General features: G+C 62.7%; 17 protein-coding genes. 14 read left to right on the plus strand and 3 right to left on the minus strand.

Features of this window, described 5'->3' with window-relative positions; all coding sequences use genetic code 11:
* Window positions 1–30: 30 nt before the first annotated feature.
* Genes VGO12_RS13440 through VGO12_RS13465 form a run of 6 tightly spaced genes read left to right on the plus strand, consistent with a single transcriptional unit; the run spans window position 31 to window position 5,097 of the window.
* Window positions 31–1,107: an Ldh family oxidoreductase gene (locus VGO12_RS13440; protein WP_327513248.1), complete on the plus strand. Its 1,077-nt coding sequence runs from the start codon at window positions 31–33 to the stop codon at window positions 1,105–1,107.
* The gene (locus tag VGO12_RS13445; protein ID WP_327513249.1) at window positions 1,107–1,931 is read left to right on the plus strand and encodes a hydroxypyruvate isomerase family protein; all 825 of its coding nucleotides are present in this window, start codon (window positions 1,107–1,109) and stop codon (window positions 1,929–1,931) included. The genes VGO12_RS13440 and VGO12_RS13445 overlap by 1 nt, the downstream gene beginning before the upstream one ends.
* Complete coding sequence (locus VGO12_RS13450) at window positions 1,928–3,307, plus strand: NAD-dependent succinate-semialdehyde dehydrogenase (RefSeq protein WP_327513250.1); 1,380 nt, start codon at window positions 1,928–1,930, stop codon at window positions 3,305–3,307. Before VGO12_RS13445 ends, VGO12_RS13450 begins: the two co-directional genes overlap by 4 nt.
* 11 nt (window positions 3,308–3,318) lie before the next feature.
* Window positions 3,319–3,726 carry a cupin domain-containing protein gene (locus tag VGO12_RS13455; protein WP_327513251.1) on the plus strand — a complete coding sequence of 136 codons (408 nt, stop codon included), beginning with the start codon at window positions 3,319–3,321 and terminating at the stop codon, window positions 3,724–3,726.
* A 7-nt stretch (window positions 3,727–3,733) separates the two neighbouring features.
* Entirely contained in the window at window positions 3,734–4,039 is a 306-nt protein-coding gene (locus VGO12_RS13460; RefSeq protein WP_327513252.1) for an antibiotic biosynthesis monooxygenase family protein, read from the plus strand.
* Between the two features lie 11 nt (window positions 4,040–4,050).
* Complete coding sequence (locus tag VGO12_RS13465; RefSeq protein WP_327513253.1) at window positions 4,051–5,097, plus strand: AbrB family transcriptional regulator; 1,047 nt, start codon at window positions 4,051–4,053, stop codon at window positions 5,095–5,097.
* A gap of 64 nt (window positions 5,098–5,161) precedes the next feature.
* Here the strand turns inward: VGO12_RS13465 and VGO12_RS13470 are convergent, their stop codons facing one another.
* Entirely contained in the window at window positions 5,162–6,094 is a 933-nt protein-coding gene (locus tag VGO12_RS13470) for a LysR family transcriptional regulator (RefSeq protein ID WP_327513254.1), read from the minus strand.
* 92 nt (window positions 6,095–6,186) lie between these two features.
* Here VGO12_RS13470 and speB point away from each other — a divergent pair, with 92 nt between their 5' ends.
* The 5 genes from speB to betA all read left to right on the plus strand — a co-directional run bounded on the left by speB (window position 6,187) and on the right by betA (window position 12,198).
* The gene (gene speB / locus VGO12_RS13475) at window positions 6,187–7,164 is read left to right on the plus strand and encodes an agmatinase (RefSeq protein ID WP_327513255.1); all 978 of its coding nucleotides are present in this window, start codon (window positions 6,187–6,189) and stop codon (window positions 7,162–7,164) included.
* Between the two features lie 56 nt (window positions 7,165–7,220).
* The gene (locus VGO12_RS13480; protein WP_327513256.1) at window positions 7,221–8,729 is read left to right on the plus strand and encodes an aldehyde dehydrogenase family protein; all 1,509 of its coding nucleotides are present in this window, start codon (window positions 7,221–7,223) and stop codon (window positions 8,727–8,729) included.
* Window positions 8,730–8,860: 131 nt separating this feature from the next.
* Entirely contained in the window at window positions 8,861–9,028 is a 168-nt protein-coding gene (locus tag VGO12_RS13485; protein ID WP_327513257.1) for a hypothetical protein, read from the plus strand.
* Between the two features lies 1 nt (window position 9,029).
* Window positions 9,030–10,493 carry a cytosine permease gene (locus tag VGO12_RS13490; protein ID WP_327513258.1) on the plus strand — a complete coding sequence of 488 codons (1,464 nt, stop codon included), beginning with the start codon at window positions 9,030–9,032 and terminating at the stop codon, window positions 10,491–10,493.
* 16 nt (window positions 10,494–10,509) lie between these two features.
* Window positions 10,510–12,198: a choline dehydrogenase gene (gene betA, locus VGO12_RS13495; RefSeq protein ID WP_327513259.1), complete on the plus strand. Its 1,689-nt coding sequence runs from the start codon at window positions 10,510–10,512 to the stop codon at window positions 12,196–12,198.
* Between the two features lie 505 nt (window positions 12,199–12,703).
* Here the strand turns inward: betA and VGO12_RS13500 are convergent.
* Both VGO12_RS13500 and VGO12_RS13505 read right to left on the minus strand, forming a co-directional pair.
* Entirely contained in the window at window positions 12,704–14,374 is a 1,671-nt protein-coding gene (locus tag VGO12_RS13500; RefSeq protein WP_327513260.1) for a diguanylate cyclase, read from the minus strand.
* 350 nt (window positions 14,375–14,724) lie between these two features.
* The gene (locus tag VGO12_RS13505; RefSeq protein WP_327513261.1) at window positions 14,725–15,624 is read right to left on the minus strand and encodes a LysR family transcriptional regulator; all 900 of its coding nucleotides are present in this window, start codon (window positions 15,622–15,624) and stop codon (window positions 14,725–14,727) included.
* 118 nt (window positions 15,625–15,742) lie between these two features.
* Here VGO12_RS13505 and VGO12_RS13510 point away from each other — a divergent pair, with 118 nt between their 5' ends.
* The 3 genes from VGO12_RS13510 (at window position 15,743) to VGO12_RS13520 (ending at window position 17,358) form a co-directional block, all read left to right on the plus strand.
* Window positions 15,743–16,675, plus strand: a complete 933-nt coding sequence (locus VGO12_RS13510; RefSeq protein ID WP_327513262.1) for a VOC family protein — start codon at window positions 15,743–15,745, stop codon at window positions 16,673–16,675.
* 109 nt (window positions 16,676–16,784) lie between these two features.
* Window positions 16,785–17,072, plus strand: coding sequence for a XapX domain-containing protein (locus VGO12_RS13515; protein WP_327513263.1), 288 nt, complete (start codon window positions 16,785–16,787; stop codon window positions 17,070–17,072).
* Window positions 17,073–17,151: 79 nt separating this feature from the next.
* The gene (locus VGO12_RS13520; RefSeq protein WP_327513264.1) at window positions 17,152–17,358 is read left to right on the plus strand and encodes a hypothetical protein; all 207 of its coding nucleotides are present in this window, start codon (window positions 17,152–17,154) and stop codon (window positions 17,356–17,358) included.
* Window positions 17,359–17,403: the final 45 nt, after the last annotated feature.

Raw genomic sequence — 17,403 nt, forward strand, 5'->3', positions numbered from 1 at the left:
GTCGGTCACCGATCAACCAGGAATATCGCCATGTCGAAAGTCACATACTTCTCCGTCGACGAACTGACTGCCTTTGCGACGAAGATCTTCGCCGGCACCGGAATGTCGGAGCCCCATGCAACCACCATCGCCAGCGATCTGGTGAAGGCCAACCTGCGCGGTATCGACTCCCACGGGGTCTCGCGGATCCCGATGTATGTCGAGCGGCTGCAGCGAGGGCTTGTGAACCCACGGCCCGATATCCGCGTCCAGAAAGTCGCGGGCGCTGTCTCTCTTGTCGACGGCGACAACGGCATGGGGTTCCTTGCCGCCCACAAGGCAACCGACGAAGCCGTTGAACTCGCGGCAGCAAACGGCATCGGCTTGGTCGGGGTTCATCGCAGCACCCACTTTGGCATGGGTGCGCTTTACGCGCTGCAGGCGATCAAGGCCGGTTACATCTCAATGATCTTCACCAACTCATCGCCGGCGATCCCCATGTGGGGCGGGCGCACGACCTTCCTTGGTGCAAGCCCGATTGCAGCCGGCATCCCGGGCGGCAAGTACCCCCCCTATGTGATGGACATGGCGATGACCGTGATCGCGCGCGGCAAGATCCGTCTTGCCGCGATGAAGGGCGAGGCGATCGCGGAGGGGCTTGCGCTCGACGTCGACGGCAATCCGACGACGGATGCGGCCAAGGCTTTCGAAGGGGTTTGCCTGCCGTTCGGCGGCGTCAAGGGCTCCGTGCTTGCAACACTCATGGACCTGATGTCCGGCGTACTCACCGGCGCAAACTTCGGCGGTGACGTAAAGAGCCTCTACTTCGACCACAGCGAGCCGCAGAACGTCGGCCACCTGTTCTTCGCGATCAAGCCCGACCTCTTCATGTCGCTCGAGAGCTTCGACGCGCGCATGGACGAATTCTACGAGCGGATCAAGACGCTGCCGAAAGCCGCCGGCGTCGAGGAAATCATGATGCCCGGCGAGCCGGAGCAGCGCCGCGAGGACGAGCGGCTGAGAACCGGAATTCCGATCACCGACAACGTGGTCACGGACCTGACGAAGGAAGGCGATCGCATCGGCGTCCTCTTTCCGGCCGGCCGGACATCCGAGGAGGCCGCCTGATGAACCGCCTCTCCGCCCATATCGGCTACCTGTTCACCGAACTCCCGCTTGTCGAACGGATCGAAGCGGCTGCCCGCGCCGGTTTCACGGCCATCGAGCACCCCAGCCCATGGGATGTTTCCGCAAGCGAGATGCGAACGCGCCTTGCAGCGCACGGCCTTTCGTTCGCGCAACTCTCAGCGGCTGCCGGTGACGCCGGCAAAGGCGAAAAAGGTCTCGCCGCACTGCCAGGACGGGAAGGGGACTTTCTCGAGGGCTTCAACCGGGCGCTCGATTATGCGGTCGCCATCGGTTGCCCTTTTGTGCATCCGATGGCAGGCGTGCCCGGCAACGCCGACGTGGCTGCAGCAGCAGAAACCTATCATCGCAATCTGAGCTACGCCGTGGAACGGGCCGTCGGCACCAGCGTCAAGGTCCTTATCGAGGCGATCAGCGAGACCGCGGTGCCGGGCTACTTCCTGTCCACGCTCGACCATGCCAGCCGAATTCAGGATATCTTTGGCCCCGGCCACGTCTCGCTGCTGGTGGACACCTTCCATGCCAAGGCAACCGGCGCCGACCTGCGGCGCTGGATTTCGATGAACGGGCACCGGATCGGCCATGTCCATGTCGCCGATCATCCCGGCCGGCGTGAGCCCGGGACCGGGTCGATAGACTTCGAAGCGTTTCTCGATGTCCTCGTCGAGCAGGCCTACGAGGGCGCGATCGGTTTCGAATACATCCCTTCCAGAACCACAATCGACAGCGCCGCCTTCCTGCCCCGATGGAAGCAGGTGATCGGCGCCAAGGTGCAGCAGATGCGGCAAGACAGGAGGCTCGCATGATCACGGCAATCAATCCGGCAACCGGCAAGGCGTTGGCAACCTTCGAAGCGCATGACGATGCCTCTGTCGATGCGGCCCTTTGCGCGGCCGCCGCGGCGCAGAAGGCATGGCGCAAGGTTAAAGTGGAGGAGCGCGTTGGGCTGCTTTCCGGCATGGCGAAAGCGCTCCGCGTCGGCAAGGCCCGTTACGCCGAAATGATCACGCTCGAAATGGGCAAGCCGATCGTCGAGGCCGAAGCCGAGATCGAGAAATGCGCCTATAACTGCGATTTCTACGCCGAACATGCGCCGCGGTATCTCGCTGACGAGCCGGTCAGATCCAATGCGTCCGAGAGCGTCGTCGCCTTCGATCCGCTCGGCGTCGTTCTCGCCATCATGCCGTGGAACTATCCGTTCTGGCAGTTCTTTCGGTTCGCTGCACCGGCTTTCGCGGCCGGCAACGGCGCTATCCTCAAGCATGCCAACAACGTGCCGCAATGCGCGCTGGCCATCGAAGAGATCATGAACGAGGCGGGCTGCCCCAAGGGGCTGTTCCGCACGCTGCTGATCGAGCCTCAGAAGGTCGCCGGCATCATTGCCGATGATCGCATCGCTGCGGTTACGCTGACAGGTTCCACCGAGGTCGGCGCGATTGTTGCCGCGCAGGCCGGAAAGGCGCTGAAGAAGCAGGTGCTGGAACTGGGCGGCTCCGATCCGTTCATCGTGCTTGCAGACGCCGATCTCGAGCAGGCCGCCGCCGTTGCGGTCAAGGCGCGCTACATCAATGTCGGTCAGTCCTGCGTCAATGCGAAACGGTTCATCGTCGAGACGGCCGTTGCCGAGCGCTTCGTCGAACTCTTCTGCGCCGAGGTCGCGAAGCTGAAGATCGGTGATCCCCTGGAGCGCGATACCAATATCGGGCCGATGGCGCGCGCCAATCTTCTGAGCGGTCTTCATGTGCAGGTAGAAAAGACCGTTGCTGCCGGCGCGACGCTCAAGATGGGCGGCAAGCCGATCGATGGTCACGGCTTCTATTATCCCCCCACCGTTCTTGACCACGTGACCGAGGAGATGACGGCGTTTCGCGAGGAAACCTTCGGACCCGTTGCAGCGATCGTTCGGGCAAGAGATGCCGAAGACGCGATCCGCCTGGCGAACCAGACGGAATTCGGTCTCGGCTCGGCGATCTGGAGCAGAGATGTCGAGCGGGCGCGCAAGCTTGCCCGCGATCTCGATGCAGGTGCTGTCTTCATCAACGGGATGGTGGCATCGGACCCACGTTATCCCTTCGGAGGTATCAAACGTTCCGGGTATGGCCGCGAGCTCGGGGTCTATGGCATTCGCGAGTTCGTCAACATCAAGACCGTCTGGATCGGTCCAGCCGCGGCCGCAAAGTGAGGATGGCTTTGATGACGAAACCAGCGATACTTCGCCCGCATGAACTGCCGACCAACGACCGCGGCGGCGGCGCGCGCACCACGCCGCTGGTCACGCGCAAATGCGGCTCGACCAGCATGATCAATGGCATCACGGCCTTTGATCCCGGCGCCGCCATCGGGCTTCACAAGCACAATTGCGAGGAAAGCGTAATGGTGATCGAGGGCCAGGCGATCGCGGAGATCGACGGTGTCCAGCATCACCTCGACACGAACGACACGACGTGGATTCCCGCAAACGTGCCGCATCGCTTCATCAACCGGACCGACAAGCCCATGCGCATTTTCTGGGTCTATGCCTCCGTCGATGCGACCCGCACGATGATCGCAACCGGCGAGGAACGGTCGATCGATGCCGAACACGGCCACAAGCCCGCGTGAGGTGCCAATGATCCTTGAGGTTGCGGAAATCACGGTGAAGGCCGGCCAGGAAGCGAACTTCGAAAAGGGGGTCGAGCAGGCGGCACCGCTTTTCCTTCGGGCAAAGGGTTGCCACGGCGTTTCCCTCCACAGGCTCGTGGAAAACCCGTCGGTGTATCGCCTGCTTGTGAAATGGGAGACCGTCGAAAACCATCTCGTCGACTTTCGCAGCTCCGAGGACTTCCAGGAGTGGCGGCGCCTCGTCGGAGCGTTCTTCGACGGCCCGCCGGTGGTGACGCATTCTTCGTCAACTGCGCGATATAGCGCCGAGTGAGGAGAATGAAGATGCATGCCATTGCGACGTTTCTGCTGACGCTTTCAATCGGTGGGGGCGGTGGATGGGTGATGTGGCATTTTCACCTGCCGCTCGCCTGGCTTCTCGGCGCGATGATCTTCTGCGGGCTTGCGGCGTTGGCGGGACTTCCCCTTGCCATGCCAAAGTTCGCGCGTCCTCCGATGACAGCGACGATCGGGGCAATGTTGGGAACGTCGTTCTCGCCGGCGGTTTTCGAACATGCGAGCGTATGGCTGGTGTCGCTTGCCGGGCTCGTCTTCTTCATCGTCGTCGCAGCGTCGGTCACCTACGTCTACTTCCGCAAGGTCGGGAAATTCGACCATCCGACGGCGTTCTTTTCGGCCATGCCCGGTGGTCTTGTCGAAATGGTCACGTTGGGTGCGGAACGGGGTGGCGATGAGAGGATGATCTCTCTCATCCACGCGGCGCGCATCTTCCTCGTGGTTCTCTGCATGCCGTTTGTCATCCAACTGATCACGGGCGAAGAGATGGGCCGGAACGGCTCAAGCTACGTCCCGTTCTCAGCTGTCGAGGCGAAGGACCTTGCCTGGTTTGCGGCCGCCATAGGGATGGGCGTGGCGGCCGGGTCGATCCTGCGCCTTCCCGCGCGCTATCTGCTTGGCCCGATGATTGCCAGCGCGGGACTGCACCTGTCGGGCGTTTCCGATTTCCAGCTCCCCAGCGTCTTTCTGGCGGCAGCGCAGGTGGTGATCGGGGCCACCGTCGGCTGCCGGTTCGTCAACACCGCGCCCAAGTTGATCCTCAGGGTGATCGGGCTGTCCGTCGGTTCGACGGGATTGTTGCTTTTCGTCTCGCTTGGGTTCGCGCTGCTCATCTCAGCCATGACCGGTGATCGTTTGGTCGGCACGGTCCTCGCATATTCGCCCGGAGGGGTGGCCGAGATGAGCCTGATCGCTCTTTCGCTCGGGATAGAGGTCCCCTTCGTGGTGTTCCACCACATTGTCCGGGTGTTATTGGTGGTGGCGGGTTCGGCCGCCGCTTTCCGCCTTCGTATCGATCCGTTCAACACCAGATAATCGCCGTTCGGCGCTGTGGCGTTCGGAAAACCAATGAATGTACTTTGGCGGGTGGGAAATGGCGTCAGCGCGGCTTCCGTGCACTCTCGGTGATCGCGTCTGCCAGGGTTTCGGCTGCGCGTGACGGCTTGTTGCGGGGATAGGCGATATGAAACATGTCCTCGAAAGTCATGCGCTCGGGGGCAAGAACCCTGAGTCGACCGGTGCGCACCCATTCCTCGGCATAGTGATCGGGCAGGAAACCGATATACGCACCGGAAAGCAGGAGCAGCAGTGTGCCCTCCATATGCGGCGTTGCCGCGGCCCAGGTGAAATTTACGCCGCAGATCGTCTCGTTGAGCATGTAGGTGCGGCCAGCAAAGGACTGGGATGCCAGCACCGCGTCGGTGAGGTCTTCGTCGGGGCAGGCAAACAGGGGGTGCCGCTCGGCGCAGTAGAGCTTCTGCACCTCGGAAAAAACCGGCTGGCTGCGGACATGCGGCGTGACGCTGCCAACAGATGGCATGAGCACGACCTGATAGGAGCCATTGAGTAGCCCCTGATTGAGCACCTGCGGTGCTGCGACATCGATTTCCAGATGCACACGTGGCGCTTTCGCATGGAAGCTGGCAAGCGCGCCCTGAAGGTCGAGTTCGCGATTGGTGATCATCGCATCTACGGTGCCGAAGCTGAGATTGCCCGAAAGCTCGCCCTGCGCCTCGCCGATACGGCTCTGGAATTTCTCCAGCGAGCCGAAGAGCTCAAGTGCTGCGTCATAGACCGACCTGCCTTCCTCGGTGAGCTGGAAACCGCTGCGACCGCGAGTGCACAGGCGCAGGCCGAGACGCTGTTCCAGATGGCGCATGTGGGTGGAGATGGTCGCCTGCGTCATGCCCAGCGCCGACTGCGCGGCGGAAAAGCCGCTGTGCTGCACCACGGAGGCAAAGACGCGCAGCAGTCTGAGCTCGGCATCGCCGAGCGAGAGATTGAGGACGCGGTGGCGAACCTTGTTGATCATGCATTGATTAATGCACAAGTGAACATGCAATCATAGATACTTTTAAACGTATCTGTCTTTGGCACACTTCTCCCACCTTTGGAGGAGGGTACATGACCAGCAATTCCTATGAGACCGGCCGCCTGAACCTGCCGTTTGTCGGCATCTGCACCTTCGGCAAATATCCCTACCAGCCGGACTGGGATGCGATCGACGCCGATGTGGCGATCCTCGGCGCGCCGTTCGACTGCGGCACCCAGTGGCGGGCCGGAACCCGCTTCGGACCGCGCTCCATCCGTGAGGCCTCGACCCTCTTCTCCTTCGGCCATGGCGGCGCCTACGACCATGAGGACGACGTCACCTATCTGCCGAGCGACAAGGTCTCGATCGTCGATATCGGCGATGCCGACATTGTTCACACCGATACGATGAAGAGCCATGCCAACATCGAGTTCGGCGTGCGCAAGATCCTTGCCGCGGGCGCCCTGCCGGTCGTTCTCGGCGGCGACCACTCCGTCAACATTCCCTGCATCAACGCCTTTGCCGAGGACTGCGAAAAGAACGGCCCGATCCACATCGTGCAGATCGATGCTCATCTTGATTTCGTCGACGAGCGCCATGGCGTGCGCTACGGCCACGGCAACCCGATGCGCCGCGCGGCGGAAAAGTCCTATGTCTCGGGCCTGTCCCAGCTTGGCATTCGCAATGTCTCTTCCACCGCCAAGGAAGGGTATGAGGATGCCCGAAAGATGGGCTCCGACATCCTTTCGGTCCGTCAGATCCGGGCACTCGGCACGCAGGGCGTGGTCGACCGCATCCCCGCAGGCTCACGCTATTACGTCACCATCGACATCGACGGCTTCGATCCGTCGATCGCCCCGGGCACGGGCACGCCGTCGCATGGCGGCTTCATCTACTACGAGGTGCTGGAGATCCTGGCGGCGCTCGCCAAGCGCGGCACCATCGTCGGCATCGACCTGGTGGAGGTTGCCCCCGATTACGATCACACCGGGGGCACATCCATCCTGGCCGCGCAGGTTCTCATGAACCTCATTGGCCGGGTCATCCACGCAAGAGCCGAAAAGCGCTGATCGAAGACCCCCGGGAGGGGCGGCTTGCCCGCGGCGGCCGACGAGGAGGAAATGGCATGGACGAAAGCGTCCGCAACTATCTCAATCAATACGGCGTCAGCGATGCGACGCGGCGGTTTCTGGCCAAGCCCCAGAAGATGTTCATCGGTGGCGCCTGGGTCGACAGCGGCAATGGCGCGACCTTCGACATCTTCGAACCCTCGACCGGCGGGCTGATCACACGAGGCCCATCCGGCACGGCAGACGATCTCGACCGGGCGGTCCGCGCTGCCCGTGCCCAGTTCGACGGCGGAGCCTGGCGTCTGCTGAAGCCGCTCGAGCGCGAGCGGCTGCTGCACCGCCTCGCCGATCTCATCGAAATTCATGCGGACGAACTCGCCGAGATCGAAGCCATCGACATGGGCAAGTCGGTGACGTTCGCCCGGGAGATTGATATCCAGGGTACGGTCGATACCTTCCGCTATTTTGCCGGCTGGCCGACAAAGCTGCACGGCCGCACGGTCGAGCCGTCCATCCCCGGCAATTACCTGGCCTATACCCGCAAGGAGCCGCTCGGCGTCGTCGCTGCCATCGTGCCGTGGAACTTTCCGCTGCAGACCATGGCGTGGAAGCTCGCGGCTGCCCTCGCGGTCGGCTGCACCGTCATCGTCAAACCGGCGGAACTCACCTCGCTCTCGACCCTGCGCTTTGCCGAACTGGTGCAGGAGGCCGGAATTCCCGATGGCGTGGTCAACATCGTGACGGGCAAGGGCAGCGTCATCGGCGCGGCCATGTCGACCCATCCGGGGATCGACAAGGTCACCTTCACCGGCTCGACGCCGGTCGGGCAGGAGGTCGGCCGCACGGCGGTCGGCAACCTTAAGCACGTCACGCTCGAACTCGGCGGCAAATCGCCGGTGCTGGTGCTCGACGATGCCGATCTTGAGAGCGCTGCCCGCGCGGTGGCAAACGGCGTGTTCTTCAACTCGGGCCAGGTCTGCGATGCAGGCACCCGCGTCTACATCCAGCGGTCGGTCCATGACGCGTTCCTCGAGGAGCTGGTCAAGGTGACCCGCACCCTCAAGCTCGCGCCGGGTCTCGACCGGGATTGTTACATCGGTCCCATGGTCTCGGCGCAGCAGAAGAAGGTCGTATCGGATTACATCGACGCCGGCCGCCGCGAAGGCGCGGAACTGATCCATGGCGGAGGCAGGCCGGACCGGCCGGGCCATTTCGTCGAACCGGCGATCTTTGCCTATTGCCGGCCGGAGATGAGCATCGTGCGCGAGGAGATCTTCGGGCCGGTGCTCGTCACCAGCCCGTTCGAGACGCTGGACGAGGCGGTTTTGCTGGCCAACGACACGCCCTTCGGCCTCGCCGCCGCGATCTATTCGAACGACCTCGCGCGGGTGCACACGCTCATCCCGCGCCTGCATGCGGGCTCGGTCTACGTCAATGCGCACAGCACGATCGACCCGTCCATGCCCTTCGGCGGCTTCAAGGCCTCGGGCTTCGGCAAGGACCTGGGCCCCGAGCAGCTCGATTACCTGATGGAGACCAAGGCGGTGTGGATCACGCTGCCGTAAGCGCCCGGGGCGGCTCCGATATTCTTCGGGCCGTCGCCCATGGGCGGCCCGTTCACGAGACCGGCGGCTGATGGAGCCGCAATTCGTTCGCGGAGAGACGCCGAAGGCGCGACGCGACAGGGGAACGAACCATGGAAAACGATGTCGCCTGGCAGGACGAACTGGGACGCCGCGCCCGCATCTATGAAGATATCGAAGCGGGCCGCCGTTTCGAAGGCACGATGACGGTCATCGACTATGTCGCCATGACCGCGCTGACACTCGTGCTGGTCCTTGGCTTCTGGTTCTGGGGGGCATGAGATGACCGATCACGCAGTCCACGGCGGGCTTGCCGCCGCAGAAATCCAGCGGGAAGAAGCCTCCGCCAACCGTGCCGCCGCGGAACGCGGCGATGCACCGCTCCTGCCCTCGGAGCGGCTCTGGGGCTTCTGGGAATTCACCTACGCCAATTCGGCGCTGGCGATCGCCACCTGGGCCTTCCTGATCGGCGGTGCCGTCGGTCTGTTCGTCGGCCCGAAGGAAGGTATTGCCGCCATCATCATCGGCAATATCGTCGGCGTCGTGCTGACGGCGCTGTCCACGACCCCGCTTGCCGGTCGCTACGGCATCGAGCAGTTCGTCGCTCTGCGCAGCCAGTTCGGCTACAACGGCAGCCGCGTCGTCTATGTGCTGGCCGTCGTCGTGCTCACAATGGGCTGGCTTGCTGTTCTGGCGATGATGTTCGGCCGTTCGATCGACGGCCTGACGGCGCTGAGTTCAGGAGAGGCGGCCAATCCCACCGGCATCAAGATGATCATCGCCGCCGTCGGCGCCATCCTCGTGACCTGGTTCATCGTCGCCAAGGGGCCGACCTCGATCAAGTTCTTCAACATGGTCGTCTCACCCGCGCTGGTGATCCTGATGATCGTGATGCTCTACCTCATCCTCCAGCACCGCTCCTTGACCGAGCTCTTGGCCATGCCGGCGCTTGCTCCGCCCTTCGAAGACAACACGCTCAACTTCATCATCGCCGTCGAGGTGAACCTTGCCGCCGGCTTCTCCTGGTGGCCCTATATCGGCAATCTGGCGCGGCTGACCAAGAACGAGCGGACGGCCTTCTGGCCGAACGTCGTCGGGATCTTCGGTGCCGCCGCCCTCGGCGAAATCGTGGGCCTTCTCGCCGCCGTCGCTCTTGGCGACAGCGACCCGACGATCTGGATGACCAAGATCGCCGGCCCGATCATCGGCATCATCGCGCTGCTCTTCGTCGCCTTTGCCAACATGACCTCCATGGCCAACATCCTTTACACCTCGATCGTCGGTCTGCGGCAGGTGGGCACGGCGTCGGTGCGGGCCATCTCCTGGGGGGCGATCCTCTTTTTGTTCTGCGTCATCCCGCTCGGCCTCGTGGTCCTCTATCCGCAGATGTATGACGGCTTCTTCATCTTCCTTGTCTGGACGTCCGCGCTCAACTCCGCGCTCGCCGGCATTGGCATTGCCGACTACTTCTTCCTGCGCGGCCAGAAGCTCGACATGCGCAGCCTGCACGGCCCGCAGGAAAACGGTCCCTATCGTTTCTGGGGCGGATTCAATCCCATCGGCCTCTTTGCGCTCGCCGTCGGTTTCGGGGTCTACGTTCTCGTCTTCAATCCACAGACGCTCGCGAGCTTGCCAGCCTTCAAATACCTCACCGCCTCCGTGCCTTCCTGCCTTGCAGCCGGTGCGGTGCACTATGTCCTGACCCGGCTTTTCGCCCGCGGGCGCGGCTGGGGCCTCTATCCGTAACTTCGGGATATCCGCAATGAGCGATACCTACGACTACATCATCATCGGCGCCGGGTCGGCCGGCTGCGTGCTCGCCAACCGTCTTTCGGAAGATCCGGCCACCAGGGTCCTGGTGCTCGAATATGGCGGCAGCGACAAGTCGATCTTCATCCAGATGCCGACGGCGCTGTCCATCCCGATGAACGGCACCAAGTATAACTGGAAATACATGACCCTGCCGGAACCCGGCCTCGATGGCCGCAGGGTCCACTGCCCGCGCGGCAAGGTGATCGGCGGCTCGTCCTCGATCAACGGGCTCGTCTACATGCGCGGCCATGCCCGTGATTTCGACGAATGGGAGGAGCTGGGGGCACGCGGCTGGCGCTATGCCAATTGCCTGCCCTATTTCCAGCGCGCGGAAAGCTGGCAGGACGGTGGCGACGCCTACCGCGGCGCCGCCGGCCCGCTTGCCACCAACGCCGGCAACAGGATGAAGAACCCGCTCTACAAGGCGTTTGTCGATGCCGGTAGCGAGGCGGGTTACATCGCGACGGACGACCCGAACGGCCATATGCAGGAAGGCTTCGGCCCGATGCACATGACCGTCAAGGACGGCGTGCGATGGTCGACGGCCAATGCCTATCTGAAGCCGGCGATGAACCGGCCGAACCTGGACGTCGTCACCCACGCCATGACGCGGCGCGTGCTCTTGCAAGGCAAGCGGGTCGTCGGCGTCGAATACGAGAAAGCCGGCGGCGAACGCATCGTAGCGAAGGCCAGCCGCGAGGTGCTGATCTCCTCCGGGCCGATCGGCTCGCCGCACCTCCTGCAACGGTCCGGCATAGGCCCGGCCGCCGTGCTGCAAAAGGCTGGCGTCGAGGTGCTGCACGATCTGCCTGGAGTCGGCGAGAACCTGCAGGACCACTCCGAGGTCTATATCCAGTATGCCTGCAGGGAGCCGATCACGCTCAACGGCAAGATGGGGCTGTTGAGCAAAGCTCTGATCGGCGCGGAATGGCTGTTGTTCAAGAAGGGACTTTCGGTCTCCAACCATTTTGAAAGCGGCGGCTTCATCCGCTCCGACGCCTCGCTCCAATGGCCCGATATCCAGTTCCATTTCCTGCCGGCCGCCATGCGCTACGATGGCAAGAAGCCGGTCGACGGCCATGGCTTCATGGTCTTGACCGGGCCCAACAAGCCGAAGAGCCGCGGTCATGTTCGCCTTCGCTCTCCCGAGGCGCACGAGCAGCCCGATATCCTGTTCAACTATCTCGACCGGGAGGAGGATCGTGAGGGCTTCCGCCGCTGCCTGCGGCTGACGCGCGAGATCATCGCCCAGCCGGCCTTCGACCGCTTTCGCGGCGAGGAAATGGCGCCAGGCAAGGATGTTCGAAGCAACGACGAGATCGATGCCTGGGTGCGCGAGACGATGGAAAGCACCTATCACCCCTGCGGATCCTGTCGCATGGGCGAGGATGCCATGGCCGTCGTCGACAGCGAGCTCAGGGTGCGCGGTATCGACGGTTTGAGGGTGATCGACAGTTCGGTCTTTCCGTCGGAGCCCAATGCCAATCTCAACGCGCCGACCATCATGCTGGCGGAACGCGCGTCCGACATGGTGCGCGGCAAGCCGCTGCTCGCGGCTTCCAACGCCGCAGTTGGCGTAGCCCCCGGTGTCGGCGTGACGCAGCGCAGTGGAAAACCGCTGCGCGCCGTCCGGCAGTGAGGCGCCGGGATGCTGCGAGGCATAGGCTACGTCGTCGTGCCGCCGGGCCCAGAGGAACCCGAGGAGGGGCATAACTGGGCGCTTGTCATAGAGGCATTCTTTGGTCGGCTGACGGACCGTTTCGGCGAGGGCTTTACCGGTTGGTGCCGGATATGCGTTCGGCGTGCACTCCGGCAGCGCCGGAGATGAGTACCGACGTCGTCGACAGGTCCTCATCTTCCGGTTACCTGCCTATCCGTATCGCCGGCTGCCGTTCACATCCTTGCCGATGATCTCGCGGATGATGGTCAGGGTTTCCTTCGCGGCCTCCTTGGGCGCAAGTGCCGCATCGGCGACATTGCTGACCAGCTTCGTCGTGTCGTGATCGATGGGGAGGGGCGGCCCCTGACAGATCGCACTATGACACCGTGCTGATGGCTGCGAACAGCGAACTCCATAAGGCCGCTGAGATTCTTGGCCGCTCGCGGTGTCAAACGAAGCGCGATGGTTGCTCGTCGGTGTCGGGCTACTTGCCCAAAGTACCAAAGGCGGGGTCCACATGGCTCTTCGATCCTCGCGCCAAGGCGACCTTGGTTCGATTGCGGCCGGAGAGTTTGGCTTCGTAAAGCAGGTCGTCCGCCTGTTCGTAGAGTTCTGCGAATTCGACATCCGCGTTCGATGCATCCGCCACGCCCATGCTGGCGGTCACGGGTCGCCCAAGGCGTGGAACCGCGTTGGCGACGACAAGGGGAATAGCCTGGCGCCGGCGCTCCGCCCGAGCCTGGGCATCGTCGCCGCGCACAAGAAGCACGAACTCCTCGCCGCCGAGGCGAAACGCATGGACCTGCTTGTCTGCGTGCAGCGCTTCGGCCACGGCCTTCAGCACGGCATCGCCGACCACGTGGCCGTGAGCATCATTGATCGCCTTGAAGTGGTCGAGGTCAAGCACGGCAAGTGTGTCGTAGCCCTCGGCGCGAAAGGTCTCGAAATTCTGCTCGAGTGCGCGTCGGTTGAGCAATCCGGTCAATGCGTCGCGTTCGGACAGGCGCTCGAGCGTGTCAGCTTCGAAGCGTGCGCTGTCTCGCTGGCGTTTGATCGCCATGAAGCGGTCCGCCACGCCGAGCGCGGTAAACAAGACTTCGCATGCGCAACCCACATAGAAGAGCAGCATGGCGTCGTTGCTCTCCAGCCAGGGAACCACACCCGTTGCCAGGCGCACCAGCCCGGCCATGATCACAGGGGTGTAACCGACCGCCTGGAACTTGGCGGCTCGGCTTCCGCGCAGCAACGCGTCGGCAACCGACAGGATGAAGATGATGACGACCGGAGCAAAAGCCGCAGTATAGATGGTTGACTGAACAGGGCGTGCCACAAACGGAAATGCGGCGTGAGAGAGGCTCAGAAACATCGCCCAGGCTGCGCAATACAGCAGCGACCTGCGCAAGAGGGGATGCATGCGGCCGGGTTCGATGAAGCTGTGGGTAAACATCGCCCCTGAAGCGACCGTTACGCCGAAGATCACCGTCGTCATCCAGCTCAACGTCATCGCCGGCGGATCGAAGAGCACGACCGCAAGTCCCGACGAGACCAGGATGGTCAGCAGCAAGGAGATCGTGAGCATCGAATGCCAAAGCAGGAATGGCTCGCGCAGGATCCGGTAGAAGGCCGCGTTGAAAATGACCGGCATGGACAGCATTCCGGCAAGAGTGGCCAGGAGCAGCAAGGACGTCAGGAATTCCGGGCCCATGGAAAGGTCCGACGCTGACAGATAGGCTCTTTCCAGCGTCATCCGGTGGCTGGGCAAATCGAAAGCGACAACGACCTGTCGGGTGTCGTCGGTCACGCCGGGCAGAGGCGCCTTGAAATATCCGCCAGACAGCGCGCTCGGCAGGTCGCCGGCCGGCAGCGACGTCTGGCGTATCGCACCGTCTGCGTCGATCGCCATCAGATGCACAGCCGCGAGCGCACTTCGCCTTGAAAAGAGATATCGGGGAAGGACATCGTTCGCGCCGATCTCAAAACGCAGCAGCGCCCGCTCGCCTTCGAGCGAATAGGCTCGCTCTGCGCATGTCCAGCGCCTGGGTGAGTTGACGACCGTGACCAGGTCGTCCGACAGACTGCCTGATGCCCAGCAGGAACTGCGAATGTCGGTCGTTCCGGCCGCGCCAAGTGCTGCGGCGCCCATGGAGGCAAGCATCACCAAGCTCAGCAAAGTCGTCGCGAGCGCTTTTCGAAGGTCATACCAGGACATCGGACAACGCTACACGCTCAAACATTGAGATGCGGTTACTGAACGGGAACGGAGCCCCATCCTTCGCTATGGATTGAAGAATGGATCCGCCGGGACCCGCTCGACGGTTGATGTCAGATCGGTGGATCGCCGGCTGCCACGGGCCGCCGTACCCGCCCTTGCGACGAGCTCTACGGGCAGAACGGTCTCAAGCGGTATAGGGTCGTCCTCGACGGCATTGATCAGCCGCTTCAGCAGTTTTACGGCTGAGCGACCTGCCGCGGCTTGGGGCCTGCGACGGGGTCGCTGGCAGGCTTCTAGTCGAGCATGACCATATGAACGGGGAGCTGCTGCTCGAAGAACTGCGAGAAGGTCGCGATGCGGGGCGGGAGTGCCTGGTAGGGCGGATAATAGAGCGTCAACCAGAGGTCCGGCGGCGACCAGCCGGGCAGGACATGGACGAGCCGGCCGCTGCGAAGATGCTCGGCGATATGGAAGCCCGGCAGCATCGCCACGCCGGCGCCGTCGGCGGCCATGTCGGCAAGGACCTCGCCATTGTTCGCGCTGAATGCCCTTCCGGCGACGATGGGGATGCTCGAGCCGCCGTCCGAAAGCAACCAGTTCTCCCGTCGGCTTTCGCCGCTGTATGCCAGGCAATCGTCCGGGCTGAGTTCGCTCGGGTGCTGCATCTCCGCGAACCTGCTGCCGGGCGCGGCCACCAAAATCCTCGGCACGGCTTTGATCTTGCGCCAGATCGTGAACTTGTCGGATGGGGCCGACGAGATGCGGATCGCAAGATCGTAGTCGTCATCGACGATGTCGATCAGGCCGTCCGAGAGCGAGATTTCAAAGCTGATTTTCGGATAGAGCTCGCGGAAGCCGGAAAGGATCGGCGGCAACACGGTCTTGCCTAGCCACGTCGGCGCGCTGATGCGCAGACGCCCCTGATCTGCCTTGTGGGCGTTCCTGACATCGCGCCGCGCGCTTTCGAGCGCGTCGACGGCCGGCTGGATCTGGGCCGCGAAAACGGCGCCGTCCGTCGTCAGCGACACCTGGCGGGTGGTGCGGACAAACAGCTGGACACCGAGGTCATCTTCAAGCGCCGCGATGGCCCGCGTGACGGCGGCCGGGGTCATGTCCAGCTCGCGTGCGACCTGGGCGAAGTTGCGCCTCTCGGCAGCCATCAGGAAGATCTTCAGGGCTTTGTGGTCGTTCATGCCTATTGTTTCAAAAATCGCAATTCAGTCGACAGAAATATTGTAATTCTAAGATGTAATCAACCCAGGTACATGTCTTCCCATCGACGGGCAACGCCAACGAAGGAAGGTTCGAACCATGATCAAGGATATCAAGGGACTGCATCACGTCACCTCTATGGCGTCGGACGCACAGCAGAACAACAGGTTTTTCACCGAAACACTCGGTCTTCGCCGCGTGAAGAAGACGGTGAATTTCGACGAGCCAAGCGTGTACCACCTCTATTATGGCGACGAGAACGGCACGCCTGGCACGGTCATGACGTATTTTCCGTTCTCACACATGATGAGCGGGCGACCGGGCGTCGGCGAAGTCGGCGAGACACAGTTCTCCATTCCAAAGGGGGCGCTGGCTTTCTGGAAGGACCGCCTCGTCGCTCAGGGCGTGGGTGGCATTGAGGCCGACACCGTCTTTGGCGCCGATCGCCTGCGTTTCACCGGGCCCGACGGCGACGGACTTGCGCTGATCGAAGCGACGAACGACGTTCGCGCTCCATGGCTTGCCGAGGGTATCTCCGAAGACAACGCCATCCGCGGCTTCAGCGGCGCGCGCTTCAACCTTCATGACACTGCGGCGACGGAAGAACTCCTCCGTTTCATGGGGTATGAGCGCTCGGAAACAGAAGGCGACGTCACGCGGTTCATCATTCCCGGCGGCAACGGCGCTGACACCATCGACCTTGCCGCTCTTCCCAAGACGCCGTTTGCGCGCCAGGGCGCCGGTTCGGTCCATCATATCGCCTTTGCGGTCGAGAACCGGGAAAAGCAGCTCGAAGTGCGCAAGGCGCTGATGGATACCGGCTACCAGGTGACCCCCGTCATCGATCGCGATTACTTCTGGGCGATCTACTTCCGCACCCCTGGCGGAATCCTGTTCGAGATTGCGACCAACGAGCCCGGTTTCAACCGCGACGAGGATACGGCGCATCTGGGCGAGGCCCTGAAACTGCCGAACCGATACGAACCGTTCCGCAATCAGATCGAGGCGAGTCTCGTTCCCCTTGCCGCATGACATTCGCGGCTGATTGGCTCCCGCAAGGAGCCATCGACCACGCAAAACGCATCGGCCGGTACCGGCCGATGCGACAGGAACGCAGCCAATGCAATCAGGGAGTACCGTGATGAAACTCTACCTCATGTCACTGGGCGCCGGACTTTTGGTCGGCATCATCTACAGTCTCCTCAACGTTCGCTCGCCAGCGCCGCCGGTGATCGCGCTCGTCGGCCTTCTTGGAATTCTCGTTGGTGAACAGCTTGTTCCTTTCGCCAAAACCCTTTGGAGCAAGGAGCCGGCGGTGGTTTCCTGGGTCAGCCAGATCAAGCCGCACATGTTCGGCCATTTGCCGAAAGGCGAAGGTCGCAGCGACGTCGCTGCAACTCACCCGGTTCGGATCAAATCCGATAGCTGAGACTGCGATGCGTGACGCAACTTGCGGGATGGCGGCTGTCGATCGTAAACCCTGTCAAAGGAACACGGAAATGAAGAGCATGGCCGGAACTGCCGTAATAGCGGCACTCTCAATCCTCATCGCTTCATCGGCCGCGCTTGGCGACGATCGTGGCGCAGCAAAAGCCAAGGTCCGCCCCTCCGGCGCCAAGGTGGTCGCCAACCAAATGCCGCCGAAGGCGGGCGCCTATTACAAGGGCGTATCTCGCACAGCCTTCAGCAATCTCAAATGGCCGCAGACGCGATAACGGGTGCTCCCAGTTCGCAGACATTTCTGGATTGACGTACCGGTC

Source organism: Ensifer sp., from assembly GCF_035999135.1.
In the GTDB taxonomy this organism is placed as follows: domain Bacteria; phylum Pseudomonadota; class Alphaproteobacteria; order Rhizobiales; family Rhizobiaceae; genus Ensifer.